This window comes from Pseudomonas sp. LBUM1640, from assembly GCF_059716225.1.
Genome location: NZ_CP166816.1, coordinates 2,123,293 through 2,142,788, shown reverse-complemented (window position 1 = coordinate 2,142,788; position 19,496 = coordinate 2,123,293). Strand labels below are relative to the sequence as shown.

Genomic DNA, 19,496 nt, shown 5'->3' with positions numbered 1-19,496 from the left:
GCAGCCACCCTTAGTAAGTCCGAATTTTCGGTTCAAACGTCGGAACCGTCTTCGGCGAGAAGTTCACGGCACGCTTGGTTACGCGCTTGTCACCCGGGAAGTACAGGGTGTGGCACAACCAGTTTTCGTCGTCGCGGTCTTCAAAGTCTTCACGAGCGTGAGCACCACGGGATTCTTTACGAACCTCGGCGGCGATCGCAGTCGCTTCAGCCACTTCCAACAGGTTTTGCAGCTCAAGGGCTTCGATACGAGCGGTGTTGAACGCCTGGCTCTTATCGTTGATCTTGACGTTGGCGATGCGCGTGCGCAGGTCAGCCAGCTGGGCGATACCCTTCTGCATGTATTCGCCGGTACGGAACACACCGAAGTAGTTCTGCATGCAGCTTTGCAGCTCGCGACGCAGGGTAGCTACGTCTTCGCCATCGGTACGCTCGTTCAGAGCGTTCAGGCGCGCCAGGGCAGCTTCGATGTTGGCGTCGGTGGCGTCATCGTATTCGATGCCGTCAGTCAGCGCCTTCTCAAGGTGCAGGCCGGCGGCACGGCCGAATACCACCAGGTCGAGCAGCGAGTTGCCGCCCAGACGGTTGGCACCGTGAACCGATACGCACGCCACTTCGCCTACCGCGAACAGACCATGAATGATCTCGTCCACGCCTTCGGCGTTCTGAGTGATCGCCTGGCCATGAATGTTGGTCGGCACGCCGCCCATCATATAGTGGCAAGTTGGAACAACCGGAACCGGAGCAACCACCGGGTCAACGTGAGCAAAGGTCTTGGACAGCTCACAGATACCTGGCAGGCGGCTGTGCAGGACTTCTTCACCCAGGTGATCGAGCTTCAGCAGTACGTGGTCGCCGTTCGGGCCACAGCCGTTGCCGGCGATGATTTCTTTAACCATCGAGCGCGCAACAACGTCACGGCCAGCCAGGTCTTTCGCGTTCGGAGCATAACGCTCCATGAAACGCTCGCCGTGCTTGTTGATCAGGTAACCACCTTCACCACGGCAACCTTCTGTAACCAGTACACCGGCGCCGGCGATACCGGTCGGGTGGAACTGCCACATTTCGATGTCTTGTACCGGAACGCCTGCACGCAGGGCCATGCCAACGCCGTCACCGGTGTTGATCAGGGCATTGGTGGTGGAGGCGTAGATACGACCTGCACCACCGGTCGCCAGCACAGTAGCCTTGGCGCGGATGTAGGTGGTTTCACCGGTTTCGATGCAGATGGCGATCACACCGACGAATGCGCCGTCAGCGTTCTTCACCAGATCCACCGCGTAGTACTCGTTCAGGAACGTAGTACCGGCTTTCAGGTTGCCCTGATACAGGGTGTGCAGCAGCGCGTGACCGGTACGGTCGGACGCGGCGCAGGTACGGGCAGCCTGGCCACCTTTACCGTAATCCTTCGACTGGCCGCCGAATGGACGCTGGTAGATACGACCTTGCTCGGTACGCGAGAACGGCAGACCCATGTGGTCCAGCTCGAACACGGCGGCCGGGCCTTCTTGACACATGTATTCGATAGCGTCCTGGTCACCGATGTAGTCGGAACCCTTGACGGTATCGTACATGTGCCAGCGCCAGTCATCGTTCGGGTCGGCGGACGCGATGGCGCAGGTGATGCCACCCTGGGCCGATACGGTGTGGGAACGCGTCGGGAACACCTTGGTGATCACGGCAGTCTTGTGACCGCCCTGGGCCAGCTGCAGCGCTGCGCGCATGCCAGCACCGCCGCCACCAATAATGATGGCGTCGAAGGAAATAGTTGGAATGTTAGCCATGAATCAGATACCCCAAAGAATCTGCACACCCCAGACGAAGTAAGCGAACATCGCGACGCCGCATACTGCCTGGAAGAGGAAACGGACTGCAGTCGCGGACTTGCCCAGCGCCATTGGCGTCAGGTAGTCGGTCGCGATGGTCCACATGCCGACCCAGGCGTGTGCGCCCAGAGCTACAAGTGCCAGCAGACTGAAGATTCGCATCGCATTGTGGGAAAACAGCCCGTGCCATTGCTCATAGCCAATGCCCGGGTTTGCGACGAGGTATCCGATCAGGAAAATGAAATAAGCCGCGAGAACGACCGCAGACACACGTTGTGCCATCCAGTCATAGAGGCCCGAACGCGAAAGGTTCGTAACGCTGGTTACCATATCCAAACTCCTGCCAGAACGATCAGCACCACGGAAATGGCGATGATGATTTTCGAGCCCAGGCGGCCGCCTTCCAGCGTCTCACCGATGCCCATATCCATGATCAAGTGGCGCACGCCGGCTACCAGATGATAAAGCAGAGCGGACAGGAGGCCCCATGCTACGAACTTGGCCAGCGGGCTGGTCAAGCATGCCTTCACCTCGGCGTATCCTTCCTCGGAACCCAGGGATTTGCTCAATGCATAAAGCATGATGCCCAAGCCCAGGAACAGGATGATGCCGGAAACACGGTGCAGGAACGACGTAACGCCGGTGATGGGGAGTTTGATGGTCCTTAGGTCTAGGTTTACAGGTCGTTGGCTATTCACGGCTTTTTTTCACACTGAAGAGCCCCTAACAATCAGGGCAAAGTTGTTGGGGAGTGCACTGGTCAGGTAAGCACCACCCAGGGAGTGCGACCCCCAATGAAAGCAAGCCCAAAAGCCCTTGGCGGTCGGTGGCCGAGTATAGACAGTTAGGCTACTAATGACAACGCGCGCTCCTCACCCTAATAGCTGATTGCGCTGGCGGGATAAAAGGCGTAAATGGCAGCCAATTTCGACGAAAAAGTACGGTTAAAGCCTTCTGGAGCAAGACTTTAGGCAAATTGACATCTGAATTTATCTCACTATAGTGGTGCGGGCCCTGCGTGGGGGGTCTGTCTGATGATTTGAAGCATAAATAGGAGGCCACATGGCTGACAAAAAAGCGCAGTTGATCATCGAGGGCGCAGCCCCCGTCGAGCTGCCCATTTTAACCGGCACCGTTGGTCCCGATGTTATCGACGTACGGGGCCTGACGGCCACGGGCCGTTTCACTTTCGACCCAGGCTTCATGTCGACCGCCTCTTGCGAGTCGAAGATCACCTATATCGATGGCGACAATGGCATTCTGCTGCACCGGGGCTACCCGATCGAGCAGCTGGCTGAGCAATCGGACTACCTGGAAACTTGCTACCTGCTGCTAAATGGCGAATTGCCAACGGCTGCGCAAAAAGCCCAGTTCGTCAGCACCGTGAAGAACCACACCATGGTTCACGAGCAGTTGAAGACCTTTTTCAACGGCTTCCGTCGCGACGCCCACCCGATGGCCGTGATGTGCGGTGTGGTGGGTGCCCTGTCGGCCTTCTATCACGACTCCCTGGACATCAATAACCCGCAGCATCGCGAAATTTCCGCGATCCGCCTGGTTGCCAAGATGCCGACCCTGGCCGCAATGGTTTACAAGTACTCCATGGGCCAACCCATGATGTACCCGCGCAACGACCTGACGTACGCGGAAAACTTCCTGCACATGATGTTCAACACCCCGTGCGAGATCAAACCGATCAGCCCGGTGCTGGCCGCCGCGATGGACAAGATCTTTATCCTCCACGCCGACCACGAACAGAACGCCTCGACCTCTACCGTGCGCCTGGCGGGCTCTTCGGGTGCCAACCCGTTCGCCTGTATCGCCGCCGGTATCGCCGCACTGTGGGGCCCTGCCCACGGCGGTGCGAACGAAGCCGTTCTGACCATGCTGGATGAAATCGGCGATGTCTCGAACATCGACACGTTCATCGCCAAGGCCAAGGACAAGAACGATCCGTTCAAGCTGATGGGCTTCGGTCACCGCGTCTACAAGAACCGCGACCCGCGCGCCACCGTGATGAAGAAGACCTGCGACGAAGTGTTGAAGGAGCTTGGTATTCAGAACGATCCGCAACTCGAACTGGCCATGCGCCTGGAAGAGATCGCCCTGACCGACCCGTACTTCATCGAGCGCTCGCTGTACCCGAACGTCGACTTCTACTCGGGGATCATCCTCAAGGCGATCGGCATTCCAACCAGCATGTTCACCGTAATCTTCGCCCTGGCCCGTACCGTGGGCTGGATCTCCCACTGGAAAGAAATGCTCTCCAGCCCGTACAAGATTGGCCGCCCGCGCCAGCTGTACACCGGCTACGAGTCGCGTGACATCACCAAGCTGGAAGATCGCAAGTAAGCCATCAAGCGCTTGGTTGCACTGAAAACGGCCTCCTTTGTGGAGGCCGTTTTTGTTTGTGTCGCCAGGCCCGGCGCCATCGCAGGCAAGCCAGCTCCCACAGGAGAATGCATTTCAAAGGTGGGAGCCGGGCTTGCCCGCGATGAGGCCAGCCAAGACACCCCAGAAACCCCAGCCACCGACTGATCGTTCGCACGCTCTGCGTGGGAACGATCAACTATCTGCTTTTTATTGATGCCAGACTTGAGAAACAGTTTTGTGAAATCCGTTACCAATAAAAGCAAAAAAATGCCCCGATCTCACGACCGGGGCATTTTTTTTGTAACCGTTACAACCCTTAGTGGTTAACCGCCCCACTCGCCCCCAGGCCAGTTTGCGAACGCACAAACTGCGGGAAGTACAGCGCACGCTCCTTCTCTGCCGCCGCCGACTTGTCGGTGATGGAGAAGAACCAGATACCGACGAACGCGATGATCATCGAGAACAGCGCTGGGTACTCGTACGGGAAGATGGCTTTTTCGTGGTGCAGGATCGACACCCAGATGGTCGGGCCGAGGATCATCAGGCCGACGGCACTGACTAAGCCCAGCCAGCCGCCAATCATGGCGCCGCGGGTGGTGAGGTTTTTCCAGTACATGGAAAGCAGCAACACCGGGAAGTTACAGCTGGCCGCAATGGAGAACGCCAGGCCGACCATGAACGCGATGTTCTGGCTTTCGAACAGGATACCCAGGCCGATTGCCAGCACTGCCAGAGCGATAGTGGTGATCTTCGACACGCGAATCTCATCCTTCTCGTTGGCCTTGCCTTTCTTGATCACGCTGGCATACAGGTCATGGGACACCGCCGAAGCACCGGCCAGGGTCAAACCGGCAACCACCGCAAGGATGGTGGCAAAGGCCACGGCCGAGATGAAGCCCAGGAAGATACTGCCGCCCACTGCGTTGGCCAGGTGCACCGCCGCCATGTTGTTACCGCCCAGCAACGCGCCTGCAGCATCCTTGAACGCCGGGTTGGTGCTGACCAACAGGATCGCGCCGAAGCCGATAATAAAGGTCAGGATGTAGAAGTAGCCGATGAAACCGGTGGCATACAGCACGCTCTTACGCGCTTCCTTGGCGTCGCTGACGGTGAAGAAGCGCATCAGGATATGCGGCAGGCCGGCAGTACCGAACATCAGCGCAAGCCCTAAGGAGAATGCCGAGATCGGGTCTTTCACCAAGCCGCCCGGGCTCATGATCGCTTCACCTTTAGGGTGAACCTTGATCGCCTCGGAGAACAGCATGTTGAAGTCAAAGTTGACGTGCTTCATTACCATCAGCGCCATGAACGAGGCACCGGACAGCAGCAGCACTGCCTTGATGATTTGCACCCAGGTGGTTGCCAGCATGCCGCCGAACAGCACATACATGCACATCAGGATACCCACCAGGATCACCGCCACATGGTAATCCAGGCCGAACAGCAGTTGGATCAACTTGCCCGCGCCGACCATCTGCGCGATCAGGTAGAACGCCACCACCACCAGCGAGCCGCAGGCCGACAGGCTGCGGATCTGAGTTTGCCCAAGGCGGTAGGACGCCACGTCGGCAAAGGTGTATTTGCCCAGGTTACGCAGGCGCTCGGCGATCAGGAACAGAATGATCGGCCAGCCCACCAGGAAGCCGATCGAATAGATCAGGCCATCGTAACCGGAGGTGAACACCAACGCGGAAATGCCCAGGAAGGACGCCGCCGACATGTAGTCGCCGGCAATCGCCAGGCCGTTCTGGAAACCGGTGATCTTGCCGCCGGCCGCATAGTAGTCGGCCGCCGACTTGTTGCGCTTGGACGCCCAGTAGGTAATGCACAACGTCGCGCCGACAAACGCCACGAACATCAGGATCGCTGCAATATTCAGCGGTTGTTTGTGCACTTCACCGGTCAATGCATCCGCCGCCCAAACGGCGGGCGCGAAGACCGAAGCGCCGAATACAGCCAATAGACGACGGATCATTGCGCAGCCTCCTTGAGAATCGCATTGTTCAGGTCGTCGAATTCGCCGTTGGCGCGTCGTACATAGATGCCGGTGAGGATGAAGGCCGACACAATCAGCCCAACCCCGATCGGGATCCCCCAGGTGATGGACGAACCAGGGCTGAGTTTGGCCCCCAGCACTTGTGGCCCGTAGGCAATCAACAGGATGAAAGCGGAGTAAAGCCCTAGCATGATCGCCGAGAGAATCCAGGCGAACCTTTCCCTTTTTCTCACCAGCTCCTTGAAACGCGGGCTGTTTTGAATCGAGAGGTAAATGCTGTCGTTCATTGTTTTTATCCTCGCAGCACAGCTTTTTTATTATTGGAACGTATCCACTGTATGCGGCTGCAGAACAGGTTCCAGACGACCTTAGTAGTAGAACGACATTAGGGTTCGCGCCAACTTTGAACTGATTAAAGTGACAGCCTTTACCCCAGAAACGACAAAACCCGCCGGGCGAAAACGCCAGGCGGGCTTGCAAGGTGCTATTTAGACGCTTCGGGTGTTATTTACCGATCCACTCGGCCACACGCTCAGGGTGCTTGGCAACCCAGTCCTTGGCCGCCGCATCAGGCTTGGCGCCCTCTTGAATCGCGAGCATGACTTCGCCGATTTCGTCCTTGGAGGCCCACTGGAATTTCTTCAGGAAGGCGGCGACTTCCGGCGCTTTCTTCTCCAGGCCCTTGCTGCCGATGCTGTTGACGGTTTCAGCAGCACCATAAATCCCTTTTGGATCGTCCAGGAAACGCAGTTTCCACTTGGCGAACATCCAGTGTGGCACCCAGCCGGTCACCGCAATGGATTCCTGCTTGTCTTCGGCGCGGGTCAGTTCGGCGATCATCGCCGCGCCCGAGCTGGCTTGCAGCTTGTAGTCCAGGCCATAGGCCTTGATGGCTTCGTCGGTCTTGAGCATCACGCCTGAACCGGCGTCGATGCCGACAATCTTGTTCTTGAAGGTGGTGTCGGTCTTGAGGTCTTCGATAGAGTTGGCTTTAACGTACTCGGGCACGATCAGGCCAATTTTTGCGTCCTTGAAGTTGGGGCCGTAGTCGACCACCTTGTCCTTGTTCTTGGCCCAGTACTCACCGTGGGTCACAGGCAGCCAGGCGGAGAGCATGGCGTCGAGCTTGCCGGTGGCCACGCCCTGCCACATGATCCCGGTGGCGACGGCTTGCAGCTTCACGTCATAACCGAGCTTTTCCTTGATCACTTCTGCCGCCACGTGAGTGGTGGCAACGCTGTCGGACCAGCCGTCCACATAGCCGATGCTCAGGGTTTTGCTGTCGGCGTTGGCCAGTGTGGAGCCCATCGCAACTACCAGAGTGGCAGCTGCGCCCAAGAGTCGTCGCATCTTCATCGTACTTCCCCGAAAGTGCTGCGCCCGGCGGATGCCGAGCGACGTCAACCTGTTGTTATATGGTGCACCGCGCCCCCGTCACGCGCATCGATCCGGCGGCCCAGACATCAGCGGAGTGCTGACACTTCGATCATCAACCTGCCGGGGCCTTGGACCTGCTCTGACTGCGACCTCAGGTAAGCAAGAAACGACATCACATCGCCAGCAGGACGATTTGTAGGACATCGCCGCAAAATCCCGCCCGAACTTTGCATGTCTAAATTATGCAGCCCCACTGGGACGGGCTAAATCCGGTTAAGATGCGCGCCTTTGCTCTCCCAGATAAGCCGACTATGCCCGCGACTGCCCGCTTCCCTGCCCTGCCCTATGTTTTCGCCTTGATCCTCGGCGTGCTTGCCCTTGTCGGCTATTGGTACGGCCTTGGCCGGCCGGTGGTATTGCCGGACGTGGCCAGCGCCAGCCACAAAATGCAATGTGCGTCCTACACGCCGTTCGACAAGGACCAATCGCCCTTCGATCAGCCATTCACGCTGCGCCCCGAGCGCATGGACGCCGACCTGGCGCTGCTGGCCACCCGTTTCGAATGCATTCGCACTTACTCCATGACCGGCCTGGAAGCCCTGCCCGGCATGGCGCGCAAGCATGGGCTGAAGCTGATGGCCGGCGCCTGGGTCAGCAGTGACCCGGTGGCCACTGAAAAAGAAATCGACGAGTTGATCGCGGCGGCCAACGCCAACCCCGACGTGGTCACCTCGGTGATCGTCGGCAACGAAGCCCTGCTGCGCAAGGAAGTCACCGCCAAGCAGTTGGTGACGCTGATCCATAAAGTCAAAAGCCAGATCAAACAGCCGGTCACCTATGCCGACGTATGGGAGTTCTGGCTGCAACACCCGGAAATCGCCCCGGCCGTGGACTTCCTGACCATCCACCTGCTGCCGTACTGGGAAGATGACCCGTCGGGTATCGACCAGGCACTCAAGCATGTGGGCGACGTGCGCCAGACCTTCGGCAACAAATTCGCCCCTAAAGATGTGCTGATCGGCGAGACCGGCTGGCCAAGCGAAGGCCGCCAGCGCGAAACCGCCGTGCCGAGCCGGGTTAACGAAGCCAAGTTCATGCGTGGCTTTGTGGCCATGGCCGAGGCCAACGGCTGGCGCTACAACCTGATCGAAGCCTTTGACCAGCCGTGGAAACGCGCCAGTGAAGGCGCGGTCGGTGGTTATTGGGGACTGTTTGATGCCGATCGCCAGGACAAAGGCATCCTCGCCGGGCCGGTGACCAATGTGCCGTACTGGCCGCTGTGGCTGGGCGTGGGCGGGATTATCCTGCTAGGCACCCTGGCGCTCGGTGGCCGTGTTCGCAGCACGCGCGCCGCGCTCTTGCTGCCATTGCTCGGCGCCGTGGCAGCCTGTTCCATCGGCACCTGGGCCGAACTGACCCGCGTAACCGCGCGTTTCAACGATGAATGGGTGTGGGCAGGTTTGCTGGTGGTGCTGAACCTGCTGGTGCTGGCCCACGCCGCCCTGGCTCTGAGCGCGCGGGAAGGTTGGCGCGAGCGGGCCTTCAATTGGCTGGAGCAACGCGCGGGCTGGCTGGTGGCAATCGCCGGGTTCGCCGGTGCGGTGATGATGCTGGCGCTGGTGTTTGACCCGCGTTATCGCAGCTTTCCGAGTGCGGCACTGGTGCTGCCGGCCTTGGTCTACCTGGTACGCCCGGTGACTGGGCCGCGTCGGGAAATTGCCCTGCTGGCGTTCATCATCGGTGCCGGCATTGCGCCGCAGCTGTATCGCGAAGGGTTGCTGAACCAGCAGGCATGGGGTTGGGCGGTGGTCAGCGTGCTGATGGTTGTAGCGTTGTGGCGTTGCTTGCGGGCGCGCAAGGCTTAAATAGAGAACCTGTGGCGAGGGAGCATGCTCGCGCTGGAATGCGCAGCGCTCCCGCTTTCTTGGGGCCGCTTCGCGCCCCAGCGCGAGCAAGCTCCCTCGCCACAAAAGTGCCCTTATACGGGTTAATCAGTAACCCGAGGCTTCCTGACCAACCGCAGCCCCGCAATCACCACCGCAAACACCGCAAACGTGGTGTTGTACAACGCCAACGCCGGCAAACCAAACACCATCCCCAACACGGCAAGACCCCATCCTGCACGGCCCGGCACAAAGAACGCCAGCACCGAGGTGACCAGTGCCGCCCAGCCCAGCACCTTGAAGTGGATCATCAGCCCCAGGTTAGAGCGCAACTGGCATTCCCAGCGGCTGGCCTCATCGACGCAGACGCCCACCCAGCGGCCATCCTCCATAAAACCGTAGCGCGCGCCATAACTGGCGGCCAGCCATAAAGGCAGGGCAATAAGCAGCAAAATCAGCGGCAAACGGTGGGACATGGGGCACTCCGATAGGCAAAAACGGCGCTCAGCTTAATGCGCCTGCGGCCGTTAGCAAGGCGCATACACACAATTAGTGTTCATCAACGCGCGGCAAAGTGTATCTTCTCGCTACTATTACCCCGATTCCGACGTTTTTTTTCCGAATTTTCGTGCCGAAGGCTGGCACTTCGGTGGCAACGCGGTGGTCATAGCCTGCGAACTTCATTCAGCACGTTTCCTCTTAGGGATTAAGTCATGCTCCGTTCCTTGCGCTGTGCTGCCTTACTGGGCAGCCTTTTTTTGAGTGCGTCAGCACTGGCCGTCGATATCGACCAGGCCAGCTATGGCTACCCTTTGACCAACCCGTTCGAAGCAACCATCGCCACCACACCGCCCGACCTTCGGCCTAAATTGCCGACCGACGACGAGATCAATCAGTCTGACTACACCCTGAACATGCGCCCCGAGCGCGAGTTCAGCCTGCCGGACAACTTCTGGGCGGTGAAAAAACTCACCTACCGCATCGCCAAGCAAGACCGCGCTGCGCCGCTGATCTTCCTGATCGCCGGCACAGGTGCGCGATTTGACAGCAGCATCAACGAATACCTGAAAAAACTTTATTACCAAGCCGGCTACCACGTGGTGCAACTGTCGTCGCCGACCAGCTTCGACTTCATCAGTGCCGCCTCGCGCTTCGCCACGCCGGGTATCACCCAGGAAGACGCCGAGGACATGTACCGTGTCATGCAGGCCGTACGCGCACAAAACGCCTCGCTGCCGGTGACCGACTTTTACCTCACCGGCTACAGCCTGGGCGCCCTGGATGCGGCGTTTGTGAGCAAGCTCGACGAAACCCGTCGCAGCTTCAACTTCAAGAAAGTGCTGCTGCTTAATCCGCCGGTCAACCTCTACACCTCGATCACCAACCTGGACAAGTTGGTGCAGACCGAGGTCAAGGGCATCAACAACACCACCACCTTCTATGAACTGGTGCTGAGCAAACTGACCCGCTACTTCCAGCAAAAGGGCTACATCGACCTTAACGACGCCCTGCTCTACGACTTCCAGAACTCCAAGCAGCACCTGACCAACGAACAGATGGCGATGCTGATCGGCACCTCGTTCCGCTTCTCGGCGGCCGACATTGCCTTCACCTCGGACCTGATCAACCGCCGCGGCCTGATCATCCCGCCCAAATACCCGATCACCGAAGGCACCAGCCTCACGCCGTTCCTCAAGCGTGCGCTGCAATGCGACTTCGACTGCTACCTCACCGAACAAGTGATCCCGATGTGGCGCGCGCGTACCGACGGCGGCAGCCTGCTGCAACTGGTCGACCAGGTGAGCCTGTACGCCCTCAAGGACTACCTGCACACCAGCCCGAAAATCGCGGTGATGCACAACGCCGACGACGTGATCCTGGGCCCTGGCGACCTCGGTTTCCTGCGTAAAACCTTCGGCGATCGCTTGACCGTCTACCCGCTGGGCGGCCACTGCGGCAACCTCAATTACCGCGTCAACGCCGACGCCATGCTGGAGTTCTTCCGTGGCTAAATATCTTCTGCTGCTCGCCGCCCTGATGTGCGCGGGCGTCGCCAATGCCGACAACAGCAAGGCGTACGAACCGGTCAAGGTCGACTCTGACGGCTTCAAAGAGCCGCTGACCAAGCTCAAGTTCAACCCGGGCCTGGACCAGCGCGAGTTCGAGCGCTCATCGCTGACCGCGCTCAACGTGTATGACCCGCTGGAGTCGTGGAACCGCCGTGTGTACCACTTCAACTACCGCTTCGACCAATGGGTGTTCCTGCCGGTGGTTGACGGCTACCGCTATGTCACACCGAGCTTCCTGCGCACCGGCGTGAGCAACTTCTTCAACAACCTGGGCGACGTGCCCAACCTGATGAACAGCCTGCTGCAACTCAAGGGCCATCGTTCCCTGGAAACCACCGGGCGCCTGTTGCTCAACACCACTATAGGCATCGCCGGCCTGTGGGACCCGGCCACCGCCATGGGCCTGCCGCGCCAGAGCGAAGACTTCGGCCAAACCCTGGGCTTCTACGGCGTGCCCGGCGGCGCGTACGTTGTGCTGCCGATCTTCGGGCCCTCGAACCTGCGCGACACCGCCGGCCTGATCGTCGACTACGGCGCCGAGACCCAGATCAACTTCCTCAACGTGTCCAAGGTCAGCGAAAACCACCCGGAAATCTGGGCCCTGCGCGCCGTCGACAAGCGCTACCAGACCAGCTTCCGCTACGGCCAGATGAACTCGCCGTTTGAGTATGAGAAGGTGCGGTATATCTATACCGAATCGCGCAAGTTGCAGATTGCTGAGTAACGAGAGCAACACAAAAAAGGCCATTCGATTGAATGGCCTTTTTTATTGCGCTTTAGGAAAGTCAAACGCTGCTAAGCATTTTCGACATCACGGCAAGGTAACCCGTAGTTATTCTCCCCCTTGTCGCCTTTCTTCAGCAATTGAACGCTAACAATGATAAGCCCCACGAAGGGTAGATGCCTGGAAAATCGAACGGCAGGATTAAGATTAAACTGCGGTTCAATCGGTACTCGATACGGGCAAATCAACCCTTCGCGGCTCGCCATATCTTGCCGAGCACTTGGACGACGACCAACACAACACCCCCCGCGATAATCCCAGCCACCGCATTCAGCAATGTCGGCATCAACCACGCCAAGCCACCGGTGCTCTGGCTCACCGTCTCGATCCAGTGATGCACCACTGGCACGCCATGGGTGAGAATCCCGCCGCCGACCATGAACATCGCCGCCGTGCCGATCACCGACAGGCTTTTCATCATGTAAGGCGCGGCGCGAAGAATCGCCCCACCGATGCTACGCGCCGCCTGGCCCGGCTTTTGCGTCAGCCACAGGCCCAGGTCATCGAGCTTGACGATACCGGCAACCAGGCCGTAAACGCCGATGGTCATCACAATGGCAATGCCCGACAACACGACCACCTGCTGCATCAGCGGCGCATCGGCCACGGTGCCGAGAGTGATGGCGATAATTTCCGCGGAAAGAATGAAATCGGTACGGATGGCGCCCTTGATCTTGTCCTTCTCAAACGCCACCAGATCAGTCGACGGATCAGCGACTGCCTCAACCAGATGCGCCTGCTCCTCGGTGCGCTTGTGCAAGAACGTATGCGCGAGCTTTTCAAAGCCCTCGAAACACAGATAAGCCCCGCCCAGCATCAACAACGGCGTGACCGCCCACGGCGCAAACGCACTGATCAACAGCGCCGCCGGCACCAGAATCAGCTTGTTTAGAAACGAGCCCTTGGCCACCGCCCACACCACCGGAATTTCCCGCTCGGCACGCACCCCGGAGACCTGCTGGGCGTTGAGCGCCAAGTCATCGCCGAGCACACCCGCGGTTTTCTTGGCGGCCATCTTGGTCATTAACGCCACATCGTCGAGGACGGCGGCGATGTCGTCGATCAGTACCAGTAAGCTGCTTCCTGCCATGACGCGTCCATCCTGCGGTTAGAGTGCCGTGAATATAACGCGGCGACCGTGAGGGAATATAGGGCTGTGTACAGCACGGATGATTGCTGTTGATCTGCTTTTGACCTTGATCGTGATCTTGATCTGAAGCGCCCCGTTAACCACGCTGGCCGAACGCAGGCTTTGGAGAACGCGTTCAGTATCAAGACAGATAAAGTCAGCTGCAACGCACGGTGTGCAAGGGCTGCGCCTGCATGATTGAGCGCTGCGTCAAGCCGGTGCTACCATGCTCGACCGCCTGTCTTGGCAAGGAAACTGTTGGTTTATGAGCACCATTCGCGAGCGCAACAAAGAAAAGATCCTGCGGGCGGCGAGCGAGGAGTTTGCCGACAAGGGCTTCGCCGCGACCAAAACCAGCGACATCGCCGCCAAGGCCGGGCTGCCCAAGCCCAACGTTTACTACTACTTCAAGTCCAAGGACAACCTCTACCGCGAGGTGCTCGAAAGCATTATCGAGCCGATCCTGGCGGCGTCCACGCCGTTCAACCCCGAGGGCGAGCCTTCGGTGGTGCTGAGCAATTACATCCGCTCAAAAATCCGCATCTCCCGCGACCTGCCGTTTGCCTCCAAGGTGTTCGCCAGCGAAATCATGCACGGCGCCCCGCACCTGAGCCCCGAGCAAATCGAGCAGCTCAACGCCCAGGCCAAACACAACATTGATTGCATCCAGAGCTGGGTGGATCGAGGGCTGATCGCCGCCATTGACCCCAATCATTTGATGTTCAGCATTTGGGCGGCAACCCAGACGTATGCCGATTTTGATTGGCAGATTTCGGCGGTGACCGGGAAAGCCAAGCTCGATGAGGCCGATTACGAGGCGGCGGCGCAGACGATTATTCGGTTAGTGTTGAAGGGGTGTGAACCGGATTGATGGACCGTGGCGACGTCATCGCAGGCAAGCCAGCTCCCACACTGGCCTGGGTCGCACACAAATTGTATGAACACCGCTGAGCCAATGTGGGAGCGGGCTTGCCCGCGATAGCGCCCTCCCAGACACATCCTGCCAAAAGCCTGCTAATCAGCATAAGCCACCAAGATCTAGCCTCTCAGAACCCCACCTGAAGAGAGGCCAAGGAATGCCTGATCTAGCTACCTCACACCGCCTGCGCGTTGGGCGGTTCAGCGAACCGAACCGCACCTACCTGATCACCACCAACACCCACGAACGCATACCCATATTCAGTGACTTTCAGCTGGGTCGCTTGGTGGTCTGGCAATTCAGGTTGGCCCAGTATCAAGGGCTGGCTAACTCCCTGGCCTGGGTGGTGATGCCTGATCACTTTCACTGGCTGATCGAACTGCAAAAAGGCTCGTTGGGGGATCTGCTGTGCCAAGTGAAATCCAAAAGCACTCGGACTGTGAACGGTGCCTCGGGCCGCAAGGGGCGCCTTTGGCAAACCAGCTTTCATGACCGAGCACTGCGCAAGGAAGACGACCTGGTAAAAATGGCCAGGTATGTGGTGGCTAATCCTCTGCGGGCCGGTTTGGTGAAGCGGATTGGCGACTATCCGCTGTGGGATGCGATTTGGGTTTAGAGCCTAGACCGAGGCGCCGCCTTCGCGAGCAAGCCCGCTCCCACATTGACTGCATTCACAAATATAAATGTGTGAACCCTATCAAATGTGGGAGCGGGCTTGCTCGCGAAGAGGCCCTTACAGTCACCAAAGAATCAAGCAGACACCCCCGCATCCGCCATCAACCCCACCCCCTCAATCGCCGTAATCGCACACTGCTCATCAATATCGGACGTATCCCCACTGATCCCAATCGCCCCCAGCACCGCACCCGCCAGGTCTCGAATCAACACCCCACCCGGCGCCGGCACCACACTGCCCTGCCCCAGGCTGTTCAAGGCCGCGATAAACGCCGGCCGCTGTTGCGCGTCCAGCGCCAGCAAACGTGAGCCCTTACCCAACGCAATCGCACCCCAGGCCTTGCCGATGGCGATTTGCGGGCGTAGCAGGCTGGCGCCATCTTCGCGCTGCAGGGTGATCAGGTGCCCGCCGCTGTCGAGCACTGCGATGGTCAGCGGCGCGGCAGAAATGGTGCGGCCTGCGGTGAGGGCCTGGCTGGCCAATTGGGTGGCGAGTTTCAAGGTTAAAGCGCTCATGGTGCCGTCCTTCTTTTGTTATTGGGAAGCCGGTGGAGGTCTGTTTGATCAGAAGCTCGATCGAACAAATAGAACACAATGATATTTATTTTTGTATACAATATTTTCGCACAAACGCTCCATACGTCGAAAAAAGCCATTCAGACGAACGCATAGGTGGGTTTATAAAATGCATTGACCTGCGCCGCTCGCCATGAATACACTTTGACCAGACACCACTTGTATACAATTACAAAACGCAAGAGGCACCAATATCATGAGCAAAATGAGAGCAATCGAAGCCGCCGTCCTGGTCATGCGCCGCGAAGGCGTGGACACCGCCTTCGGTATTCCAGGCGCCGCCATCAACCCGCTGTATTCGGCCTTGCAGAAGGTCGGTGGCATCGATCACGTCCTTGCTCGCCACGTTGAAGGCGCCTCGCACATGGCCGAGGGTTACACCCGCACCAAGGCCGGCAATATCGGCGTGTGCATCGGCACATCGGGCCCGGCGGGCACCGACATGGTCACCGGCCTGTACAGCGCCTCAGCCGACTCGATCCCGATTCTGTGCATCACCGGCCAAGCCCCGCGTGCACGCATGCACAAAGAGGACTTCCAAGCCGTCGACATCACCAGCATCGTCAAGCCGGTGACCAAGTGGGCGACCACTGTTCTGGAGCCCGGCCAGGTGCCTTACGCGTTTCAGAAAGCCTTCTATGAAATGCGCTCCGGCCGCCCTGGCCCGGTGCTGATCGACCTGCCGTTCGACGTGCAGATGGCCGAGATCGAATTCGACATCGACGCCTACCAGCCGCTGCCGCTGGCCAAGCCGTTGGCCACGCGCATCCAGGTCGAGAAAGCCCTGGCGCTGCTGGACCAGGCCGAACGCCCCTTGCTGGTGAGTGGCGGCGGCGTGATCAACGCCGACGCCAGCGAATTGCTGGTGGAGTTCGCCGAGTTGACCGGCATTCCGGTAATCCCGACGCTGATGGGCTGGGGCACGATCCCCGACGATCACCCGCAGATGGTCGGCATGGTCGGCCTGCAAACTTCGCACCGTTATGGCAACGCGACGCTGTTGAAATCCGACGTGGTGCTGGGCATCGGCAACCGCTGGGCCAACCGCCACACCGGTTCGGTGGAGGTGTACACCGAAGGGCGTAAATTCATTCACGTCGACATTGAGCCGACGCAGATTGGCCGCGTGTTCACCCCGGACCTGGGCATCGTTTCCGACGCCGGCTGCGCGTTGACGATGTTCATTGAAGTGGCCCGCGAGTGGAAAGCCGCCGGCAAGCTCAAGGACCGCAGCGCCTGGCTCAATGACTGCCAACAGCGCAAGGCCACCCTGCACCGCAAGACCCACTTCGACAACGTGCCGGTCAAGCCGCAACGGGTGTACGAAGAGATGAACCAGGTGTTCGGCAAAGACACCTGCTACGTCAGCACCATCGGCCTGTCGCAGATCGCCGGCGCGCAGTTCCTGCACGTGTACAAACCACGTCACTGGATCAACTGCGGCCAGGCAGGTCCCTTGGGCTGGACCATTCCAGCCGCACTCGGTGTGGTCAAGGCCGACCCGAGCCGCAAGGTCGTCGCGCTGTCGGGCGACTATGACTTCCAATTCATGATCGAAGAGCTGGCCGTGGGCGCGCAGTTCAAGCTGCCCTACATCCACGTGGTGGTGAACAACTCCTACCTGGGGTTGATCCGCCAGGCCCAGCGCGGGTTTGAAATGGACTACTGCGTGCAGCTGTCCTTCGACAACCTCAATGCTCCGGAACTCAACGGTTATGGCGTGGACCACGTCGCGGTCGCCGAAGGCCTGGGTTGCAAGGCCCTGCGTGTGTTCGAGCCGGGCCAGATCGCGCCGGCGTTGCGCCGCGCCGAGGAAATGATCGAAGAATTCAAGGTTCCGGTGATTGTTGAGATTATTCTGGAGCGCGTGACCAATATTTCCATGGGCACCGAGATCAACGCCGTCAACGAATTCGAAGATCTGGCACTGGTCGGCAACGATGCGCCGACTGCCATTTCCCTGCTCGATTAAGGAGAACCTTATGCCGCGTTTTGCCGCCAACCTGTCCATGCTGTTTACCGAGCAGGACTTTCTCGCCCGTTTCAAAGCGGCTGCCGACGCCGGCTTCCAGGGTGTTGAGTACCTGTTCCCGTACGAATTCAGCTCCGCCGAGATCAAGGCGCAGCTGGACGCCAATGGCCTGACCCAAGTGTTGTTCAACCTGCCGGCCGGCGACTGGGCCAAGGGCGAACGCGGCCTGGCGTGCCACCCGGACCGCGTCGAGGAATTCCGTGCCGGGGTCAAGCTGGCCATCGCCTACGCCCAGGTGCTGGGCAATACCCAGGTCAACTGCCTGGCGGGCATCCGGCCGCAAGGCGTTGACGACCAAACCGTGGAAAAGACCTTCGTCGCCAACCTCAAGTACGCCGCCGACAAGCTGCAAGCGGCAGGCATTAGGCTGGTCATGGAGATGATCAACACCCGTGACATTCCAGGTTTCTACCTGAACAACACGGCGCAAGCCCTGACGATTCGCGAGCAAGTGGGCAGTGCCAACCTGTTCCTGCAATACGACATCTATCACATGCAAATCATGGAAGGCGACCTGGCCCGGACCCTGGCGGCGCACCTGGGTGAGATCAACCATATCCAGCTGGCCGACAACCCCGGGCGCAACGAGCCGGGGACTGGGGAGATCAACTACCGCTTCCTGTTCGAGCATCTGGACCGCATTGGTTATACCGGTTGGGTTGGTTGTGAATACAAGCCGCTGACCACCACTGAAGCGGGCCTGGGTTGGCTCAAAACCCACAACGCGATCTGATTGAACAAACACGGGACCCAATGTGGGAGCGGGCTTGCTCGCGAAAGCGGTGTATCAGTCGACATCAATGCTGAATGTCAGACTGCATTCGCGAGCAAGCCCGCTCCCACATTGGACCGCCTGTGTTTAGAAGGCCGTGCCAGGCCCATACACCTAATAAAAAGAGGATTTTGATCATGGCTAAAATCGGATTTATCGGCACCGGCATCATGGGCGAACCCATGGCTGCGAACCTGCAGAAAGCCGGTCACCAACTGTTCCTCTCCGAACACCACGGCAAGGCCCCGCAAGCATTGCTCGACGCCGGCGCCGTGGCCTTGGCCAACCCACAGCAAGTGGCGCAGGAAGCCGAGTTCATCATCGTGATGGTGCCCGACACCCCGCAGGTCGATGACGTGCTGTTCCGCGCCGATGGCGTGGCTGCTGGCTTGTCGCCGAACAAGGTGGTGATCGACATGAGTTCGATCTCCCCCACCGCGACCAAGGCGTTTGCCGCCAAGATCAATCAGAGCGGCGCGCAGTACCTTGACGCCCCGGTGTCCGGTGGTGAAGTCGGCGCCAAGGCCGGCACCTTGAGCATCATGGTCGGTGGCGAGCCGCAGACGTTCGAACGCGCTTTGCCGCTGTTCCAGAGCATGGGCAAGAACATCACCCTGGTCGGCGGCAATGGCGATGGCCAGACCGCCAAAGTGGCCAACCAGATCATCGTCGCCCTGAACATCCAGGCGGTGGCCGAAGCGCTGCTGTTCGCTTCAAAAAATGGCGCCGACCCAGCCAAGGTGCGTGAAGCGCTGATGGGTGGTTTTGCCTCGTCGAAGATTTTGGAAGTGCATGGCGAGCGCATGATCAAGGGCACCTTCGATCCGGGCTTTCGCATCAACCTGCACCAGAAGGATTTGAACCTGGCGCTGGCCGGGGCCAAGGAGCTGGGGATCAACCTGCCGAATACCGCCGGTACGCAGCAGGTGTTCAGCACGTGCACGGCGATTGGCGGTGGCAATTGGGACCACTCGGCGCTGATCAAGGGCTTGGAGCATATGGCGAATTTTTCGATTCGCGATAAATAACCCATACCGTTCCTCCCGTTGAAATGCGGTCGAATGTGGGAGCGGGCTTGCTCGCGAA

At 59.2% G+C, this 19,496-nt stretch carries 18 protein-coding genes; 9 read left to right on the top strand and 9 right to left on the bottom strand.

Annotated features, from left to right (window positions below; translation table 11 throughout):
* Positions 1-10: 10 nt before the first annotated feature.
* The 3 genes from sdhA to sdhC are packed head-to-tail and all read right to left on the bottom strand — an operon-like array spanning position 11 to position 2,523.
* Complete coding sequence (sdhA, locus tag ACA065_RS09675; protein WP_017134444.1) at positions 11-1,783, bottom strand: succinate dehydrogenase flavoprotein subunit; 1,773 nt, start codon at positions 1,781-1,783, stop codon at positions 11-13.
* A 3-nt stretch (positions 1,784-1,786) separates the two neighbouring features.
* Complete coding sequence (sdhD, locus tag ACA065_RS09670; RefSeq protein ID WP_003172805.1) at positions 1,787-2,155, bottom strand: succinate dehydrogenase, hydrophobic membrane anchor protein; 369 nt, start codon at positions 2,153-2,155, stop codon at positions 1,787-1,789.
* Complete coding sequence (gene sdhC, locus ACA065_RS09665) at positions 2,149-2,523, bottom strand: succinate dehydrogenase, cytochrome b556 subunit (protein ID WP_003172804.1); 375 nt, start codon at positions 2,521-2,523, stop codon at positions 2,149-2,151. Before sdhC ends, sdhD begins: the two co-directional genes overlap by 7 nt.
* A gap of 364 nt (positions 2,524-2,887) precedes the next feature.
* Here sdhC and gltA point away from each other — a divergent pair, with 364 nt between their 5' ends.
* On the top strand, positions 2,888-4,177 hold the full coding sequence (gltA, locus tag ACA065_RS09660) for a citrate synthase (RefSeq protein WP_497694305.1): 1,290 nt from the start codon (positions 2,888-2,890) through the stop codon (positions 4,175-4,177).
* Positions 4,178-4,514: 337 nt separating this feature from the next.
* Here gltA and ACA065_RS09655 read toward each other — a convergent pair whose 3' ends face one another.
* The 3 genes from ACA065_RS09655 to ACA065_RS09645 all read right to left on the bottom strand — a co-directional run bounded on the left by ACA065_RS09655 (position 4,515) and on the right by ACA065_RS09645 (position 7,550).
* Positions 4,515-6,173, bottom strand: coding sequence for a cation acetate symporter (locus tag ACA065_RS09655; protein WP_090407113.1), 1,659 nt, complete (start codon positions 6,171-6,173; stop codon positions 4,515-4,517).
* Positions 6,170-6,481, bottom strand: coding sequence for a DUF485 domain-containing protein (locus ACA065_RS09650; protein WP_106576745.1), 312 nt, complete (start codon positions 6,479-6,481; stop codon positions 6,170-6,172). Before ACA065_RS09650 ends, ACA065_RS09655 begins: the two co-directional genes overlap by 4 nt.
* A gap of 217 nt (positions 6,482-6,698) precedes the next feature.
* Complete coding sequence (locus ACA065_RS09645) at positions 6,699-7,550, bottom strand: glycine betaine ABC transporter substrate-binding protein (protein ID WP_497694304.1); 852 nt, start codon at positions 7,548-7,550, stop codon at positions 6,699-6,701.
* A 332-nt stretch (positions 7,551-7,882) separates the two neighbouring features.
* Between ACA065_RS09645 and ACA065_RS09640 the strand changes: the two genes are divergently transcribed.
* A complete protein-coding gene (locus tag ACA065_RS09640; RefSeq protein WP_497694303.1) occupies positions 7,883-9,436 on the top strand; it encodes a glycoside hydrolase family 17 protein in 1,554 nt (517 codons plus the stop codon).
* A gap of 122 nt (positions 9,437-9,558) precedes the next feature.
* Here the strand turns inward: ACA065_RS09640 and ACA065_RS09635 are convergent, their stop codons facing one another.
* Positions 9,559-9,930, bottom strand: coding sequence for a hypothetical protein (locus ACA065_RS09635; protein WP_497694302.1), 372 nt, complete (start codon positions 9,928-9,930; stop codon positions 9,559-9,561).
* A 237-nt stretch (positions 9,931-10,167) separates the two neighbouring features.
* Here ACA065_RS09635 and ACA065_RS09630 point away from each other — a divergent pair, with 237 nt between their 5' ends.
* Together ACA065_RS09630 and ACA065_RS09625 are read left to right on the top strand one after the other, a co-directional pair.
* The gene (locus ACA065_RS09630; protein WP_497694301.1) at positions 10,168-11,466 is read left to right on the top strand and encodes a serine/threonine protein kinase; all 1,299 of its coding nucleotides are present in this window, start codon (positions 10,168-10,170) and stop codon (positions 11,464-11,466) included.
* Entirely contained in the window at positions 11,459-12,247 is a 789-nt protein-coding gene (locus ACA065_RS09625) for an MlaA family lipoprotein (protein WP_497694300.1), read from the top strand. Before ACA065_RS09630 ends, ACA065_RS09625 begins: the two co-directional genes overlap by 8 nt.
* Before the next feature lie 244 nt (positions 12,248-12,491).
* Here the strand turns inward: ACA065_RS09625 and ACA065_RS09620 are convergent, their stop codons facing one another.
* Positions 12,492-13,397, bottom strand: coding sequence for a DUF808 domain-containing protein (locus tag ACA065_RS09620; RefSeq protein ID WP_497694299.1), 906 nt, complete (start codon positions 13,395-13,397; stop codon positions 12,492-12,494).
* A 304-nt stretch (positions 13,398-13,701) separates the two neighbouring features.
* On the opposite strand from ACA065_RS09620, the gene ACA065_RS09615 reads away from it, so the two are divergent.
* Positions 13,702-14,307, top strand: a complete 606-nt coding sequence (locus tag ACA065_RS09615) for a TetR/AcrR family transcriptional regulator (protein ID WP_159955085.1) — start codon at positions 13,702-13,704, stop codon at positions 14,305-14,307.
* A 205-nt stretch (positions 14,308-14,512) separates the two neighbouring features.
* The gene (locus tag ACA065_RS09610; RefSeq protein ID WP_497694298.1) at positions 14,513-14,971 is read left to right on the top strand and encodes an REP-associated tyrosine transposase; all 459 of its coding nucleotides are present in this window, start codon (positions 14,513-14,515) and stop codon (positions 14,969-14,971) included.
* A 134-nt stretch (positions 14,972-15,105) separates the two neighbouring features.
* Here ACA065_RS09610 and ACA065_RS09605 read toward each other — a convergent pair whose 3' ends face one another.
* Positions 15,106-15,546 (bottom strand): GlcG/HbpS family heme-binding protein, encoded by a 441-nt coding sequence (locus ACA065_RS09605; RefSeq protein WP_497694297.1) that lies wholly within the window; start codon positions 15,544-15,546, stop codon positions 15,106-15,108.
* 256 nt (positions 15,547-15,802) lie between these two features.
* Between ACA065_RS09605 and gcl the strand changes: the two genes are divergently transcribed.
* The 3 genes from gcl to ACA065_RS09590 all read left to right on the top strand — a co-directional run bounded on the left by gcl (position 15,803) and on the right by ACA065_RS09590 (position 19,438).
* Entirely contained in the window at positions 15,803-17,578 is a 1,776-nt protein-coding gene (gcl, locus tag ACA065_RS09600) for a glyoxylate carboligase (protein ID WP_497694296.1), read from the top strand.
* Between the two features lie 10 nt (positions 17,579-17,588).
* Positions 17,589-18,371, top strand: a complete 783-nt coding sequence (hyi, locus tag ACA065_RS09595; RefSeq protein ID WP_497694295.1) for a hydroxypyruvate isomerase — start codon at positions 17,589-17,591, stop codon at positions 18,369-18,371.
* Between the two features lie 176 nt (positions 18,372-18,547).
* Positions 18,548-19,438 carry a 2-hydroxy-3-oxopropionate reductase gene (locus tag ACA065_RS09590; protein ID WP_497694294.1) on the top strand — a complete coding sequence of 297 codons (891 nt, stop codon included), beginning with the start codon at positions 18,548-18,550 and terminating at the stop codon, positions 19,436-19,438.
* The last annotated feature ends 58 nt before the right edge of the window (positions 19,439-19,496 follow it).